The organism is Bradyrhizobium sp. CB82 (genome assembly GCF_029714405.1).
Lineage (GTDB): Bacteria > Pseudomonadota > Alphaproteobacteria > Rhizobiales > Xanthobacteraceae > Bradyrhizobium.
The window spans coordinates 1109459-1125806 of the sequence record NZ_CP121650.1; the positions used below are offsets into that span (position 1 = coordinate 1109459).

General features: G+C 64.0%; 15 protein-coding genes. 12 read left to right on the forward strand and 3 right to left on the reverse strand.

All coding sequences use genetic code 11. From position 1 onward, the window contains the following. The first annotated feature begins 159 nt into the window (after positions 1–159). From QA640_RS05290 to QA640_RS05320, 7 genes are all read left to right on the forward strand, one after another. Positions 160–2490, forward strand: a complete 2331-nt coding sequence (locus tag QA640_RS05290) for an EAL domain-containing protein (protein ID WP_283039689.1) — start codon at positions 160–162, stop codon at positions 2488–2490. 173 nt (positions 2491–2663) lie between these two features. After that, a complete protein-coding gene (locus tag QA640_RS05295; RefSeq protein ID WP_283039690.1) occupies positions 2664–3389 on the forward strand; it encodes an acyl-homoserine-lactone synthase in 726 nt (241 codons plus the stop codon). Between the two features lie 286 nt (positions 3390–3675). Next, a complete protein-coding gene (pal, locus tag QA640_RS05300) occupies positions 3676–4164 on the forward strand; it encodes a peptidoglycan-associated lipoprotein Pal (protein WP_212406152.1) in 489 nt (162 codons plus the stop codon). 184 nt (positions 4165–4348) lie between these two features. Then, positions 4349–5356: a tol-pal system protein YbgF gene (ybgF, locus tag QA640_RS05305; protein ID WP_283039691.1), complete on the forward strand. Its 1008-nt coding sequence runs from the start codon at positions 4349–4351 to the stop codon at positions 5354–5356. Positions 5357–5600: 244 nt separating this feature from the next. Then, positions 5601–6671, forward strand: a complete 1071-nt coding sequence (gene tilS / locus QA640_RS05310; protein WP_283039692.1) for a tRNA lysidine(34) synthetase TilS — start codon at positions 5601–5603, stop codon at positions 6669–6671. A 243-nt stretch (positions 6672–6914) separates the two neighbouring features. Continuing rightward, complete coding sequence (gene ftsH, locus QA640_RS05315) at positions 6915–8837, forward strand: ATP-dependent zinc metalloprotease FtsH (protein WP_283039693.1); 1923 nt, start codon at positions 6915–6917, stop codon at positions 8835–8837. 12 nt (positions 8838–8849) lie between these two features. Then, complete coding sequence (locus QA640_RS05320) at positions 8850–9287, forward strand: DUF3052 domain-containing protein (RefSeq protein ID WP_283039695.1); 438 nt, start codon at positions 8850–8852, stop codon at positions 9285–9287. 369 nt (positions 9288–9656) lie between these two features. Here the strand turns inward: QA640_RS05320 and QA640_RS05325 are convergent, their stop codons facing one another. Next, the gene (locus QA640_RS05325; RefSeq protein WP_283039696.1) at positions 9657–11156 is read right to left on the reverse strand and encodes a hypothetical protein; all 1500 of its coding nucleotides are present in this window, start codon (positions 11154–11156) and stop codon (positions 9657–9659) included. 302 nt (positions 11157–11458) lie between these two features. Between QA640_RS05325 and QA640_RS05330 the strand changes: the two genes are divergently transcribed. From QA640_RS05330 to QA640_RS05340, 3 genes are all read left to right on the forward strand, one after another. Beyond that, positions 11459–11623 carry a Flp family type IVb pilin gene (locus QA640_RS05330; protein WP_283039697.1) on the forward strand — a complete coding sequence of 55 codons (165 nt, stop codon included), beginning with the start codon at positions 11459–11461 and terminating at the stop codon, positions 11621–11623. A gap of 125 nt (positions 11624–11748) precedes the next feature. Further along, positions 11749–12066: a glycosyltransferase family 87 protein gene (locus QA640_RS05335; RefSeq protein ID WP_283039698.1), complete on the forward strand. Its 318-nt coding sequence runs from the start codon at positions 11749–11751 to the stop codon at positions 12064–12066. Positions 12067–12612: 546 nt separating this feature from the next. Continuing rightward, positions 12613–13290 (forward strand): TetR/AcrR family transcriptional regulator, encoded by a 678-nt coding sequence (locus tag QA640_RS05340; RefSeq protein ID WP_283039699.1) that lies wholly within the window; start codon positions 12613–12615, stop codon positions 13288–13290. A gap of 5 nt (positions 13291–13295) precedes the next feature. Here the strand turns inward: QA640_RS05340 and pyk are convergent, their stop codons facing one another. After that, the gene (pyk, locus tag QA640_RS05345; RefSeq protein ID WP_283039700.1) at positions 13296–14732 is read right to left on the reverse strand and encodes a pyruvate kinase; all 1437 of its coding nucleotides are present in this window, start codon (positions 14730–14732) and stop codon (positions 13296–13298) included. After that, positions 14729–15331, reverse strand: a complete 603-nt coding sequence (locus QA640_RS05350) for a DUF1036 domain-containing protein (protein ID WP_283039701.1) — start codon at positions 15329–15331, stop codon at positions 14729–14731. Before QA640_RS05350 ends, pyk begins: the two co-directional genes overlap by 4 nt. Positions 15332–15493: 162 nt before the next feature. On the opposite strand from QA640_RS05350, the gene QA640_RS05355 reads away from it, so the two are divergent. Together QA640_RS05355 and QA640_RS05360 are read left to right on the forward strand one after the other, a co-directional pair. Then, a complete protein-coding gene (locus QA640_RS05355; protein ID WP_283039702.1) occupies positions 15494–15796 on the forward strand; it encodes a DUF1244 domain-containing protein in 303 nt (100 codons plus the stop codon). Between the two features lie 195 nt (positions 15797–15991). Continuing rightward, on the forward strand, positions 15992–16264 hold the full coding sequence (locus QA640_RS05360; RefSeq protein ID WP_283039703.1) for a DUF2312 domain-containing protein: 273 nt from the start codon (positions 15992–15994) through the stop codon (positions 16262–16264). The last annotated feature ends 84 nt before the right edge of the window (positions 16265–16348 follow it).

Here is a 16348-nt window from a genome sequence, read left to right on the forward strand (position 1 = left end):
TTCACCTTGCGCCCGGCAAAGCTTGCCTAGTTGCTTGATATTTCAGCAGAAATTCGTTCGCTGAAGGTTCAAAACAACGCGACTTTAACGATGTTCCCTCAGAAAGACTTCATCTCGGCTGGGTAAAAGTACGCGCCCAAACAGGACGCGTAACCGTCGATGCAACTCGCCGACCAGAAGCAGAGTGATCGAGACGAGCTGGAGCCCATACTCTACGCCGCTCTCATCAACTCCATGGTGCAGAATTTCTGGGCGATCTTCCTAGGCTCGGCTTCCACGGCCGTGGCCGCGGTCATGACTGCGATGAAGACCGGCGACGTCTTGCTGTGGCCGATCGCGTTTCTGCTCATCGCTGTCGGCACCGCGCGCGCGTTCCAGATGCGCGGCTACGAAGACCGAACGCCGGCTTTGACGTTCGAGCAGGCCAAGCACCTGGAGCCGCGCTACTGGCTCGGCGCGCTCATCTATGCAGGGGTGCTCGGCCTGTGGTGCTTCGTTGTCATCTACAACAACGACGATCCGGTCGCGAACATGCTCTGCGTCGCCGTTACGGTCGGCTACACTGCCGGCGGAGCGGCCCGCAACTACGGTCAGCCCAGGGTGATCCAATGGCACGTCATACTTGCCTGCGGTCCGATGTCGCTCGCCCTGCTGCTGCATGGCGGGTTCTACTACGTTGGGCTCGCCGCGCTGCTCGTCCTGTTCTTCATCGGTCTGAAGAACATCAACCTCAGCCTGCACGCCATCTTCGTCAAGGCTCTGACCTCGAGTTTCCGCGAATCCGCGCTGGCGAGTCAGTTCGATACTGCGCTGAACAACATGCCGCACGGCCTATGCATGTTCCGCGCCGACGGACGGCTTGCGGTGATGAACCATCGCTTCAGCGACTTGATGGTGCTGCCGGAGGATTTCGTCACCCGCGGCGCCAGCGCCGCCGACATCCTCACGGCCTGCGTGGCCGCCGACTCGATCTCCGCGGAGAGCGGCAACATGATCCTCGGCGAGATCGAGGGCGCGCAGATGAAGGAGATCGTCACCACCGATCCCGATCTGAAGCGCTGCCGCACGCTGTCATGGACGTTCCAGCCGATGGCCGGCGGCGGCACGGTGCTGCTGCTCGAGGACATCACCGAGCGCACCAATGCGGAAGCCAAGATCAGCCATCTGGCGCGCTATGACGAACTCACGGCGCTGCCGAACAGGGTCAGTTTCCGCGACGAGATCGAGCGGCTGCTCACGATCTCGCACGATGCCGAGCGCCTCTCCGCGCTGCTGTTCGTCGATCTCGATCAGTTCAAGCAGGTCAACGACACGCTTGGCCACCCCTGCGGCGACCAGCTCCTGTGCGCGGTGGCGAATCGTCTGCGCGAGATGCTGCGCCCCGAAGATTTCGTCGCGCGCTTCGGCGGCGACGAGTTCGTCGTGTTTCAGCAGAACATCAACGCGCCTGAGGATGCTGCGGCGCTTGCCCGACGCATCGTCGAGCGGCTCAGCGAGCGCTATCGCATCGACAATCACCTGGTCGAGATCGGCGCCAGCATCGGTATCGCCTTGACCTCGCCCGAGGGCTCCAGCGCCGATACGCTTTTGAAGAACGCCGACATGGCGCTCTACCGCGCCAAGGCCGACGGCCGCGGCACCTTCTGCTTCTTCCGCGACGAGATGGCGGCGACCGTCGAGGCCCGCCGCATCCTCGAGCTCGATCTGCGCAAGGCGCTCGCCAACGAGGAGTTCGAGCTGTTCTATCAGCCGCTGGTCAATCTGAAGACCGGCAAGATCACAACCTGCGAGACGCTGCTGCGCTGGAACCATCCGGTGCGCGGCACGGTCTCGCCGGTCGACATCATCCCGGTCGCCGAAGACATGGGCCTGATCGTCGATCTCGGCCGCTGGATCCTGCGCCGGGCCTGCATGGAATGCATGAAGTGGCCAGACGGCGTCAGCGTCGCCGTCAACTTCTCGCCGCAGCAGTTCCACCAGCGCGACGTGCTCAGCGAAATCCGTTACGCGCTGGAGGTCTCGGGCCTTCCGGCGGACAGGCTGGAGATCGAGATCACCGAATCCTCGCTCTTGCGCAACACACAGCTGACCCACGACATCCTGTCGCAGCTTCACGCGCTCGGGGTCAGCATCTCGCTCGACGACTTCGGCACTGGCTATTCGAGCCTCAGCTATCTGCATAACTTCCCGATGCAGAAGGTGAAGATCGACCGCTCCTTCCTGGAAGGCATCGACACCGACCGGCCGCTCACGCTGCTGCGCGGCGTGGCACGGCTGTCGGCTGATCTTGGCATGGCGGTCGTGGTCGAGGGCATCGAGACCAACGAGCAGCTTGAGCTGATCAGCGCCGACGGCACCGTCACGGAAGCTCAGGGCTATCTGTTCAGCCGACCGGTCCCTGCGGTGCGGATGCGTCAGCTCCTCAACGCCTCTCATGGGCGCCGCGGCGAAGACGAGCTTCAGGTTGTTGGATCGCGTTCCTTCGCGTAATCCGTTTCCCGAAATTTCCAGCAGCGTCAGTATGTTCTCAGGCGCTCCGTAGTCGCACGGGTTAACCCTAACGCATCGATTGCTTTGCGTCGCGGTTAAGAAGATGTTAATGAATTGTCACGCGCGCTGAAGTTGTTTTGCGCGTCGTGGTGGGTGGTGCCTAAGGAGTTTTGATGCAGTCCTCGGCCCGATCGGTCATTTCGGCTGTTGGACCGGGAGCAGATCTCCTGACCGACGTCGACTACCGACTTACCGAAACCCACGCAGAAAAGGAGGAAATCTACAACCTCCGCTACCGCGCATATCTGCGGGAAAGGGCCGTCAAGGAGAGTCCGGACGGCCGGGTCACGGACCGGTATGACGATCTGCCCAATTCGTGGACGTTCGGTGTCTATCTCCAGGGCGAGCTTTGTAGCTCGGTGCGCATCAGTCTGCTGACCGCGGAATGGCGCGAGTCCACTTCAACCGATGTATTTCCCGACATCCTGCTACCGAGGCTTGACCGCGGCGAGGTCATGATCGATCCGACACGTTTTGTCGCTGATCCCGACAAGGCGAAGCGGGTTCCGGAATTGCCCTATCTGACGCTGCGCATCGCTTATATGGCCTGCGAGCATTTCAAGGCCGATCTCGGTCTTGCGATCGTGCGTCCCGAGCATCAAGCTTTCTATCGGCGGGTTTTCCTGCACGCGACCATCGCCGAGCCTCGGCTGGTTCCGGGCCTCACGAAGCCGTTCGGGCTCATGGCAGCGGATTTCCCGAGCTTCCGGAAAAAAGTCTTTGAACGCTATCCGGTCATGCGTTCGACCGCCTTCGAGCGGCGGATGCTGTTTGAGCGCCGCGGTGAGCGCCAGGTCGCGCAACGACGCGTGCTGGTGGCGGACGCAGCCCACGCCTGACTTCAGGCAGGCTGGCGAGCCACCAGTGGCTTCGCCGACGTTTTCCCTGCTCATCTTGGGTCGGCAGCCCCAAATTTCGGGCAAAACCGGCATTTCTGCCGGCCTCGCGACTTGCCTTCACCGTCGCGCCACATTTACAACCCATTAACCATCGCGGTTGCTTTTCGCCGATCGGGGGCATTTGACCGGCCGTGGCAACGTGCCATCAAGGTTGACGGAACGTTCGCTTAACCAACCCCCTGTAGACCGGACAGCAGTGGACTAACGTGAGCGCGGAGGCTCCGGAATGAAACATCCTATGCGTATCCTCCAGGGATTGAAGCTGGTCGCGGTGCTTGCCGTCGCGCTGTCGATGGGCGCCTGCGCCAACAAGAACCTTGCCTCGGATGCGATGGCCAACGCTGCGACGCCGGGCAGCCAGCAAGATTTCGTCGTGAACGTGGGCGACCGCGTATTCTTCGAGAGCGATCAGACCGATCTGACGCCGCAGGCGATCGTCACGCTGGAGAAGCAGGCTCAGTGGCTCCAGACCTATCCGCGCTACTCCTTCACCATCGAAGGTCACGCGGATGAACGCGGAACCCGCGAATACAACATCGCGCTCGGCGCGCGTCGCGCCCAGTCGGTGCGCTCGTTCCTGGCCTCGCGCGGCATCGACCCGAACCGCATGCGCACCATCTCTTACGGCAAGGAGCGGCCGGTCGCCGTCTGTAACGACATCTCCTGCTGGTCGCAGAACCGTCGCGCCGTCACCGTGCTGAACGCGAGCTCCTGAACGACGCGCCGTTCCGCTACGGAAACCTGATTTGCCGGCGCCCCCTTGGGCGCCGGTTTCGTTTCGCGCATCACGTCGTAGAAAGCCCTTGGTACCAGTCACATTTTTGGCGTACTCCGTCTCTCAATGTCTCGCGCGGCGAATTGTCCGCCGTGCGCCACGTGGCTTTCGTCGTCAGGGCAAGATGTCATCAAGATTCCAGGTTTTTACCGGCACCGTGGCGATCGCCGCGCTGCTCTCGCTGTGCGCGTCCGCCGTTGCGCAGTCGGACGATGCCGATCCGGAGATGCGGATCGAACGGCTTGAAAACCAGCTGCGCCAGCTCACCGGCCAGAACGAAGAGCTGCAGTACCGCAACCGCCAGCTCGAGGAGCGCCTCCGGCAGCTCGAGGGCGGGGCGCAAGGAGCTCCTGCACAGCAGCCCAATGTCGCGGCCGCGCCGCCTGCGCCGGGCTATCGGCAACAGCAGCAGCCGGTGCAGCAGCCGGCCTACGAGCCTCAGATTGCGGCGCCAGCACCGATCGTGCAGGAGCAGCCGGCGCCGGGAGCGCCCGGCGTGCGCCGCCGTGGCGATGCATTCGATCCCAACCAAAATCCCAACGCCCCCGGTGCGCCGCGCGCGCTCGGCGGCGGTCAGCAGCCGATGGCGGCGGGAGCACCGGTCGGTGCGCCCGGCGGCCGCGGCGCCGGCGAGCCGCTCGATCTCGCCAACACCGGCGGCCGCTATCCGCAAGCGGCGGCGCCGGCCGCGCAGTCCGGTTATCCGGCGCCGGCCGCGGGCGGTGGTCTTTCGACCCAGCCGCCATCGCAATCGCCGCGCGACGAGTTCGACCTCGGCATCGGCTACATGCAGCGCAAGGACTATGCGCTGGCCGAGCAGACCATGAAGAACTTCACGCAGAAATATCCGAGCGATCCCTTGCTCGGCGACGCCCAGTACTGGCTCGGTGAGAGCTACTTCCAGCGTCAGCAATATCGTGATGCCGCAGAGGCCTTCCTCGCCGTCACCACGAAGTATGACAAGTCCGCAAAGGCCCCCGATTCCCTGCTGCGGCTCGGCCAGTCGCTGGCCGCGCTGAAGGAGAAGGAAGCCGCCTGCGCCGCCTTCGGCGAGGTCGGCCGCAAATATCCGCGTGCCTCCGCCGGCGTCAAAGCCGCCGTCGATCGCGAGCAGAAGCGGGTGAAGTGCTAGCCGCTTTTCCAGCGAAGTGGGCACCGGTTCGCGTGAAGAAAACGCGTCAAAACTAGAGTCTAAAGCGCGATGAGATTAGGATGAATCGTCATAGCGCTTTAGGTTGTTGTTTGCGACCGCTTCACACTTTTCCGGATCATGCTTTAAAGCGACGTTCCGATTCAATCGGAACGGAAACCGCTCTAGAACGCTGACAATGCGGATGGTGCTGCGCTAAATAGGCGCGCCATCTCGAGGCCGCGTCATGTCAGACGACGACAATTCTCCGATCTCGGCGCGCGAAGCGAAGCTGCTCTTCGCCGACTTCAGACGTGCGCCGGCGCTCGTGCTCGCGGTTTCCGGCGGACCGGATTCCGTTGCGCTGATGTGGCTTGCCGTGCGCTGGCGCAAGAGCCTCACGCGCGGCCCGCAGCTCATGGCTGTCACCGTCGATCATGGCCTCCGACCGGAAGCGGCGCGCGAGGCGCGCGACGTCAAGCACCTGGCGCGTTCGCTCGATCTGCCGCATCGGACGATGCGCTGGACCGGCGCCAAGCCGAAGACCGGTCTGCCCGCCGCTGCGCGGGACGCGCGCTACCGCCTGCTGATGCAGGCCGCGCGCGCCACCGGAGCGACCCATGTGCTCACCGCGCACACCCGTGACGACCAGGCCGAAACTTTGCTGATGCGATTGTTGCGCGGCAGCGGCATCGCCGGTCTGTCGGCGATGGCGCCCATCACGGAGCGCGACGGGATCGCGCTGGCGCGTCCGCTGCTCGACGTGCCGAAGGCGCAGCTGATCGCGACCTTGAAGCGCGCCAATATCGCTTTCGCTGACGATCCGACCAACCGCGACACCGCGTTCACGCGCCCACGGCTGCGGGCGCTTCTGCCGCAGCTTGCTGCCGAAGGCGCCAGCGCGCGCAACCTGGCGCGGCTCGCGGCGCGGCTCGCCCGCGCCAATGCCGCTGTCGACGTGCTAGCCGATGGCGCCGAGCGCTTCCTCGCCCTGAGGGATCGCGATCGTCCGCCGCCCGATGCAACTGCAAGAAGCTACGAAATCTCGGCCTTCGCCACACTGCCGGAGGAGGTGCGCTTGCGGCTCCTGATGCGGGCGATCGACGCTGTCGGGCACGAGGGGCCGGCGGAACTTGGCAAGGTCGAGGCCCTCTTGGCGGTCCTTGACCGCGGCATCGCCGACGGCATCGGCCGGCGCGCCCTCGGAACCAGTCGGCCGCACATCAAACAGACGCTCGCGGGGGCGCTCATCAGTTTATCCCGGGGGCGCATCCTGATCGAGCCGGCGCCGGCCCGGCGTGTCAGGAGCGGATCATGACACCGGCGCGTTCGGCCCTTGCCCCTCAGGACACCTTAACCAGGCCGGAAAAACCCGGCCTGCCCCGCCATTATTTCCGCGGGAATCGAGCTAAGATGGGATAAATAGTCCCATCTCGTTCCCTTGGCAGCGAGCGGGGCGGCACCTAAATTGTATGTGTCTAACCGAGAGGATTCCTTGGGGATTTTCTCTAGCTTGCCCAAGGATTAGGGCCGCGATCCGCGCGACCACGAAGGAAGATCGATGAACGCCAATCTGCGCAATTTCGCCCTCTGGGTCATCATTGTCTTGCTGCTATTGGCGTTGTTCACGCTCTTCCAGAATCCCGGCCAGCGCGCGTCCTCCCAGGACATCGCCTTCTCGCAGCTCCTGAGCGAGGTCGATCGGGGCAATGTGCGCGACGTCGTGATCCAGGGACCGGAGATTCACGGGACCTTCACCAACGGCTCGAGCTTCCAGACCTATGCGCCCAACGACCCGACGCTGGTCAAGCGCCTCTACGACAGCAAGGTCCAGATCACGGCGAAGCCGCCGGGCGACAACGTGCCGTGGTTCGTCTCGCTACTGGTCTCCTGGCTGCCGTTCATCGCGCTGATCGGCGTGTGGATCTTCCTGTCGCGTCAGATGCAGGGCGGCGCCGGCAAGGCGATGGGCTTTGGCAAGTCGCGCGCAAAAATGCTGACCGAGGCGCATGGCCGCGTCACCTTCGAGGACGTCGCCGGCGTCGACGAGGCCAAGCAGGATCTGCAGGAGATCGTCGAATTCCTGCGCGACCCCGGCAAATTCCAGCGGCTCGGCGGCCGCATTCCGCGCGGCGTGCTCCTGGTCGGCCCGCCCGGCACCGGCAAGACGCTGATCGCGCGCGCGGTCGCGGGCGAAGCCAACGTGCCGTTCTTCACCATTTCCGGCTCCGACTTCGTCGAGATGTTCGTCGGCGTCGGCGCCTCTCGCGTGCGCGACATGTTCGAGCAGGCCAAGAAGAACGCGCCGTGCATCATCTTCATCGACGAAATCGACGCGGTCGGCCGTCACCGTGGCGCCGGTCTTGGCGGCGGCAATGACGAGCGCGAGCAGACGCTGAACCAGTTGCTGGTCGAGATGGACGGCTTCGAGGCGAACGAAGGCGTAATCCTGATCGCCGCGACCAACCGTCCCGACGTGCTCGATCCCGCGCTGCTGCGTCCCGGCCGCTTCGACCGCCAGGTCGTGGTGCCCAATCCGGATGTCGTCGGCCGCGAGCAGATTTTGAAGGTTCACGTCCGCAAGGTGCCGCTGGCGCCGGATATCAACCTCAAGACCATCGCGCGCGGCACGCCCGGCTTCTCCGGCGCCGACCTGATGAACCTCGTCAACGAGGCGGCGCTGACTGCCGCCCGCCGCAACAAGCGGATGGTGACTCAGGCTGAGTTCGAGGAAGCCAAGGACAAGGTGATGATGGGCGCCGAGCGCAAGTCGCTCGTGATGACCGAGGAAGAGAAGCTGCTGACGGCCTATCACGAGGGCGGCCACGCCATCGTCGGTCTGAACGTGCCGGCGACCGATCCGATCCACAAGGCGACCATCATTCCGCGCGGCCGTGCTCTCGGCATGGTCATGCAGCTTCCCGAACGCGACAAGCTGTCGATGTCGCTGGAGCAGATGACCTCGCGCCTCGCCATCATGATGGGCGGCCGCGTCGCCGAAGAGCTGATCTTCGGCCGCGAGAAGGTGACCTCGGGTGCCGCCTCGGACATCGAGCAGGCAACGCGCCTTGCCCGCATGATGGTGACACGCTGGGGCCTGTCGGAAGAACTCGGTACGGTCTCCTATGGCGAGAACCAGGACGAGGTGTTCCTGGGCATGTCGGTGTCGCGGACTCAGAACGCCTCTGAAGCAACGGTCCAGAAGATCGACTCCGAGATCAAGCGCCTGGTCGAGGAAGGCTACAAGGAGGCGACCCGCATTCTCACCGAGAAGCATGCCGACCTCGAGATGCTGGCCAAGGGCCTGCTCGAGTTCGAGACGCTGACGGGAGATGAGATCGTCGATCTCCTCAAGGGCAAGAAGCCGAACCGCGAGTCCGTGCTCGAGCCGAGCACGCCGCGCGCTTCCGCCGTGCCGCCGGCCGGCAAGTCGCGTCCGCGGCCCGATCCTGATCCGGGCCTGGAGCCGCAGCCGCAGGCGTAAGGCCCGCGCATCATGGCCGGCTATTCCGGCAAACCGCTCCCGCAAAAGCTCGGCATCAAGCCGGGCTTTTGCATTCTTGTCGACGGCCTGTCGGTCGCCTATGGCGATCTCGTCGGAGAATTGCCCGCTGACGTGCGGGTGATGAAGGCTGCCAAGGCTCCGCTCGACCTCGTGCATCTGTTCGCGCTCGAAGCGAAGGGGCTTGCTGGGAAGCTGCGCAGCTACCGGCAGGCGATCGCGCCGGACGGCATGATCTGGGTATCATGGCCGAAAAGGACGAGCGGCATCGCCAGTGACCTGACAGACGTCGTGGTGCGGGACACGGCGCTGCCGCTCGGCCTCGTCGATGTCAAGGTTTGCGCCGTCGACGATGTCTGGTCGGCGCTGAAATTCGTGATCCCGGTGAAGCAGCGAAAAATAGCTGTTGGAGCACGATCCAGAGAAGTGTGAAGCGGTTTTTCCTCGCGACAAACGCGGAACGCGTTTGCGCGGAAATCATGCTCAAACGATAACCTCAAGCGCGATGGCTATTCATCTCAATCTCATCGCGCTTTAACCTTACTGCGTCATAAACGCTCTAACTCCTCATCTTGAGGAGCTTGCGAAGCAAGCGTCTCGAAGGATGTGGGCCACAGGCGGGGCCTCATGGTTCGAGACGCGCTTCGCGCTCCTCACCATGAGGGTTAGTGACACAGTAAGATTAAAGCGTGATGCGATTAGGTACGATCAGTCGGGACACCTCTCCCCAACGGGGAGAGGTGAATCCTCGGCATCGCACCGATTCAACCGAAACTCATCCCCGCTTTAGTGAGCGGAGGATCATTTCGATGTCGCAGGTGAGGGCACTTCAGCCAATTGTCCATTGTCGCGCACGTGGATCACCGCGACGTCGTCGGCGTAGATCCGCTTCCAGCCCTTGAGGTGATCGAGGATTTGCGGGCCCGGCGCATCGGCAACCAGCAGCGTCGCGTCGATCTTATATTCGTCGAGTAGGCGGGGCAGAATCCCGGGCTGCTTCCCCTCGGTCGCCTTGAAGAAGTCCATGACGAATTTCTCGCCATAGAGCTCGGCGCGGCCGTCGACGAAGACCGGGACGTCGCGCGAGATCAGATAGCCGCCGAACTGGTAGGCGTTGAAGATGCGCTGCACCTTGCGCTGCTCGAGCAGGTCGACCGCGGCGACCGGCGTCTGCAACATCGTGAAGGTGAAGCGGTGATGTCCCATATAGATCGAGGTCGAGGTCCAGCTTGCTGCCACGATCATCAGCGCGCCCAGCGCGGTGACGTAGCGGGCCGGCCAGCCGTCGGCGCCTGCGGCGTCAGGCTCAGCGCGTCGCGACAATCCGCCGAGCGGCTTTGCCAGCACCAGCGGCACCAGGAACGCAAATGCCTCGATGCTCCTGACATGCGTCAGCGCGCTCCAGGTCAGGAACAGGATCAGGAAAATCCGCGGCGCCGAGAGCATGAGGCCGCGATAGAAGCCGATGGCGATGAGGCCGAGCAGTGCGCCTTCGAACGCCGAGAACGAGGCGAAATTCGCCGGCATCCACTCGAAGATCACCGTCAGCAGTTCGCCGAGGTTGAGGATGTTGGTCGCGCCCGATAGCGTCCTCCAGCCATAAGGCGTGGCGCAGCTTGCGATCAGCGCGGCGATGCCGAACAGCACCCAGCGCAGGAATAGCTGAATCCGTTGTCCCTTCTCGGCATGCTCGACCGCCTCGAGCGCAATCGGACCGATCAACGCGAGACCCAGAACGAAGCCGCCATGCAGATTCGCCCACAACGCCATCAATGGCAGCCAGAGCCATGACGGCGCATTCCTGCGATCGGCGGCCGCCATCAACGCGCCGGCCCACAGCACCATGACGGGCAGCGCCAGGATGTGCGGACGCGCCAGCAGATGATGCAGCGACAGAAGCAGCGCCAGCATCGCAAACAGCACCGAGCGCGGAAGCTCGAGATGCGCGTCGAGCAGATAGACGAAGATCGTGACAGTCAGCGCGATCGCAGCTGTCGTGAGGATCACCGGTCCCGCCCAGCCCCATTGTGCATAAGAGCTCGCGAACAGCACTTGCGACAGCCATGAGGTGGATATCCAGGGCTGGCCTGACCGCGTGAACGAGTAGATGTCCGTATAGGGCAGCGCGCGATGATCGAGGATCCATTGCCCGATCTTGATCTGCCAGAACGAGTCGGAATCCTGGAGCAGCGTGTCGCCGACAAAGAGGAAGCAGAGATAGGCGCCCGCGCCGACGCAGAGCGGCACCAGGACTCGCGCGCGGCTCTGCATCGCCATGCTGTAAGTAGAGGAGAGGGACATTCCGCCTCGTCGTTCTGCCGGACGTTGATCCTGCCGGCCGTCGCGGGCGGCATTGGACCATGGCCGTCATAACTTCGAGTAAACCGGCACAAAGGCGGCCGGCATGTTTCCGGACGATTTAACCGATTGTTTTCAAAATCGATTTACCATCGTGGAATACACGCAAACCGCTGCATGTTTCTGCGGACGAATTAACTGCGGTGCAAGTCTTTGTCGCTACGGTCGGTTCCATGGTCGCGCGGGCGCTGGGAAGCCGGTCAGACCAAACTAGTTGTAGCCTTGTGTACACTTTGGAGCAGTCTATGAAGAACCTCGTTGCGCGCTTCGTGAAGGATGAATCCGGCGCCACCGCTATTGAATACGGTCTGATCGCCGCCGGCATCGCGCTGGCCATCATCACCGTGGTCAATAACCTCGGCACCTCGCTGAACGCCAAGTTCGGCTCGATCTCGTCCAGCCTGAAGTAAGTTGGACGATCGACGTGAATTCGAAGAGCTCCGGGATTCCGGGGCTCTTTCATTTCAGCTGCTGCGCGCGTTCTTGAGGGGAATGCAGCCCGCCGTCGGGCCTGCGGCCAGGCTCGACCCCGTCGATGCTGTTCAACGTCTGCCTCGTGCTGCCGCGCACCGAGGTGCTCGCCGGAATTTGCCTCGGGCTTCTGACCTACAAGCCGCAATACGGACTCTTGTTTCCGCTCGTCCTTGTCGCGAGAGGAGAATGGAAAGTCTTCGTCGCGGCGGCCATCACCGCCATATCCGTTGCGCTCGCGTCGATGCTCGTATTCGGCGCCGAGAGTTGGGCTGCCTTCTTCCATTGGATGCCGATGATCTCGAAGGCGGTACTCTCTGAGGGGGGAATCCTGGCTGAGGCTCCAGAGCGTGTTCGCGATGGTGCGCTGTCTTGGCGGTAGCGAGACACTCGGTTGGCGTTGCAGGCGGTGGTAGCTTGCGCTGTCGCGATCAGGCTCGTGCTGATGTGGCGCAGCAAGGTGCCTTACGCACTGAAGGCGGCTGCGCTTGCGACCGGCACGCTGCTGTGTTCGCCCTATACGTACATGTATGATTTCGCGGTGCTGGCCATTCCCGCCGCGTGGTCCGTCCGCATCGGATACGATGATGGCTTCCGTGCTTACGAGTCCTGTGCGCTCGGCCTCTCTGCTTGCGCTGCTTGCGAGCTTCCCGTTTCTGAAAATCCCCGTTGGACTCGTGGCGACGCTGATTGTGGCCGCGCTCATCGTCGCCCGTGCGGTCGCCGGATGGCGGTGGCCTGCCGGTGTCCCGGCCGGGGCTTGCCTCGTCCCTTGCTTCGTCGTGAGCTGGCAGATCAGCCTCGCGCATTTGAGGCCTTGTCATCCGCTCTGAATAGTTGTTCAGTTCTTGCAGGGCGATTTGCAGCGAAAACAGTGAAGAAGCGTTCGGCCGAAACGCGGCCAGGCGCGGGGGACAGGAAGCGCGCCATGGTTTACCGGCGGACCCATCAAGTGGTGAAACGCCTAGCGGCGCGGCGCAACGCCATTCTGGCGGCGGCGCGGGAGGCGGCGGCGGAAGGCGGCATGGTGGCGGTGCAGATCGCCCCGGTCGCAGTCAGGGCCAACGTCGCCGCGGGAACGGTCTACCGCTATTTCCCCTCAAAAGCCGATCTGATCTCCGAGCTGATCGCCGAAGTGTCGCGCGACGAACTCGCCGCGATCCGCCGGGCGGCCGATGCCGCTCCGGGGCCGTCCTCGGCGCTGGCGGCGGCTGTCACCACGGTTGCGGTGCACACGCTGTCCCAGCGCAAGCTCGCCTGGGGCATTCTGGCCGAGCCCGTCGACGTCGATGTCAGCGCTTCGCGGCTTGCGAGCCGGCGCGAGATCGCGGGCGAAATCGCGTCCCGGATCGACGCCGCCGTGCGTGCCGGCCATTTGCCGGCGCAGGATACCGCGCTGGCGGCAACGGCTCTGCTCGGCGCGCTGCACGAGGCGCTGGTCGGGCCGCTTGCGCCCGACAATCTGGAGGACTCGGTCAAGCTGCGGGATGCCGTGCAGACGGTCACGCTGCTGGCGCTGCGTGCCGTCGGCGTCATGGATGCCCGCGCCCGTGGTCTCGTAGTGCAGCAGACGGTGCTGCCGGCGAAGGCATTGGTGGGAGCTTAAAGCCCTCACATATTGGCGTCGCCCTCGGGACCGACGGAGGCGATCCGCACCATGTTGGTGGTGCCGGGGATGCCGAGCGGCACGCCGGCGACGATGATCACGCGCTGGCCGGCGCGGACAAAGCCATCGCGAAACGCGATCTGGCCGGCGCGGCTGACCATGTCGTCCTGGTCGCGCGCGTCTTCCGCCACCACGCAATGCACGCCCCAGACGACCGCGAGTTTGCGTCCTGTCGTCATGTTGGGCGTGATCGCCACGATCGGCGCCTTTGGACGTTCGCGCGCCACCCGGATCGCGGTCGAGCCGGAGCTGGTCCAGCAGATCAGCGCCGGCAGGTCGAGCGTCTCGGCCATCACGCGCGCGGCGTCCGCGATCGCATCGCCTACGGTCGCTTCCGGGTCGGGCCGCTGGGCCATGATCACGGAGCGATAGGTCGGGTCGCGCTCGACCTCCTCGCCGATGCGGTTCATGGTCGAGACCGCTTCGACCGGAAACTTGCCGGCAGCCGATTCAGCCGACAGCATGATGGCGTCGGCGCCCTCATAGACGGCGGTCGCGACGTCCGAGACTTCCGCGCGGGTCGGAACCGGCGACTGGATCATCGATTCAAGCATCTGGGTTGCGATCACCACAGGCTTGCCGGCGCGGCGTGCCATGCGCGTCATCTGCTTTTGCAGGCTCGGCACGCGCTCCAGCGGCAGCTCGACGCCGAGGTCGCCGCGCGCCACCATCAGCGCATCGGAGGCCTCGATGATGTCGGCGAGGCGGTCAATCGCCTGCGGCTTCTCGATCTTGGCCATCACGGCGGCACGGCCGCGGATCATCTTCTTGGCCTCGCTGACGTCGTCGGCGCGCTGCACGAAGGACAGCGCGATCCAGTCGATGCCGGTGGTCACGGCGGCCTCGAGGTCGGCACGGTCCTTCTGGGTCATCGCCGAGACCGGCAGATCGGTATCGGGCAGGCTGACGCCCTTGCGGTCGGACATCTTGCCGCCGACCACGACACGCGTCACCGCACGCTCCTTCGAGGTCTCTTCCGCGATCAGTCGAACCTTGCCGTCATCAAGCAACAGCGCATGGCCGGGCCGGAGTGCGGCCAGGATCTCCGGATGTGGCAGGTAGACGCGGGTCGTGTCGCCCGGCGCCTTGTCGGAGTCCAGGGTGAAGGTGTGGCCGTTCTGGAGCTGCACGGCCCCCTCGGCGAACGAGCCGAGCCGGAGTTTCGGCCCCTGAAGGTCGACCAGGATGCCGATCGGCCGCCCGTAGCTGGACTCGACATTGCGGATCGTGGCCACCAGCTCCCGCATCTTGTCATGCGGGGTGTGGCTCATGTTGATGCGAAAGATGTCGGCGCCGGCCTCGAACAGGCGGCGGATCGTCGCGAGGTCCGAAGAGGCTGGTCCGAGGGTCGCGAGAATCTTGATACGGCGAAGTCGCCTCATGGTTTATTTCCGGGCGGGGGCGAGGGTGCTGGCGCAAGGCCAGGCGAGCCGGGGGGCGTAGCACCCGGCGGGCTATTGGGCAAACCCGGAACGCCGCCACCCGGGCCAACCGGGCCCGGCAGACCAGGTACCCGCTGTTGCGAGGGCTGTTCATTGGCGTCGGTCAGCTGCACCGTCCAGGCGCGCTGTTCGCCGGTATCGACCTCGAAATAGCCGGTCCGGTCGTAGCCGCGGGCGAGGCAGTCCTCGGTGCCGCGGATGGTGAATTCCTTGTCCCGCGAGCACATGAAAGCCTGGCCCGACCATTCGCCGCCGCGGTCGTAGTCGATCGCGTAGATGTAATAATAACGGGCGACCAGCGTGCCCCGCAGCAGTGTCTCGCAGGAGCGGGACGAGATGTTCCACCAGCCCTCCGTAGTCCATCCCTCGGCATCCTTGTAGCCGAGCGCAATGCCGACCCGGCTCGAGGTGTTGTTGCAGAGCCGGAAGTCGGCCGAGGCGGGGCTCGTCGACAGGCACAGCAAGGCAATCGCCAGCGCCGGGGCGAGGCGGACGATCCATCTGGAGAGGCGCTGGAAGGCGAAAGATTCGGCGATCATAGTCGCGGGAAGCTATATCAGATCATTGACGATTTGGCGTAGAGGGCGCGGGAACCGCCGCAGGACCGTCGAGGGCCCCGTTTGCACCGGGATATGGCAAAATCTGTGACAAAGACCTAGCTAGTCCGGTAAACGGTCAGTCCGGACAGCGAGGTCATCGTCATGGCAATCGACGACAAAACCAGAACAGAGCTCGAGGCGGCGGCCTTCCGGCGCCTGATCGAGCATCTCAAGGCGCGGACCGACGTCCAGAACATCGATCTGATGAATCTCGCCGGCTTCTGCCGCAATTGCCTATCGAATTGGCTCAAGGACGCCGCCGACGCGCAAGGGGTGCCGCTCAGCAAGGACGAGAGCCGCGAAGCGGTCTATGGCATGCCCTATGAGACCTGGAAGGCGAAGTACCAGGGCACGGCCTCGCCCGAGCAGCTCGAAGCCATGAAGAAGGTCCATCCCGGACATTGAGCCCCACCTCGAGGGGTTAAAGTCGCTCGCAGCACAATCGGTTTTTGGTCCCCGCGACACGAAGATGTGGGTGCGCTGTGGACGAGCGCGATGCTGCCTTGACGTAACGGCTGCCAAACCTAAGGGTCAAACCAGCACGCGCGGTGCGAGGGCGCCGGCGTTACCTCACCTTGCCAGTTCCATCAGGAGTACGAGATGGCCATTGCCACCGCCGTCAACGAAGAAGCGCCCGCCACGAAATTCGCCAAAGATCAGCTCCGCTCCATCATCGAGCGCATCGAGCGGCTGGAGGAAGAGAAGAAGGCGATCTCCGACGACATCCGCGACGTCTACGCCGAGAGCAAGGGCAACGGCTTCGACGTGAAGGCGCTGCGCACCATCGTGCGCCTGCGCAAGCAGGACCCCAACGAGCGCGCCGAGGCCGAAACGATCCTCGAGACCTACATGCAGGCGCTGGGAATGCTCTGAGGCGAGGAGGCCCAGGCCGCGCCCGTCGGAGTACCTCGGCGCGCATACCCGTAATTGCAGCCCCTCAACTTGGGCAAAATCCGC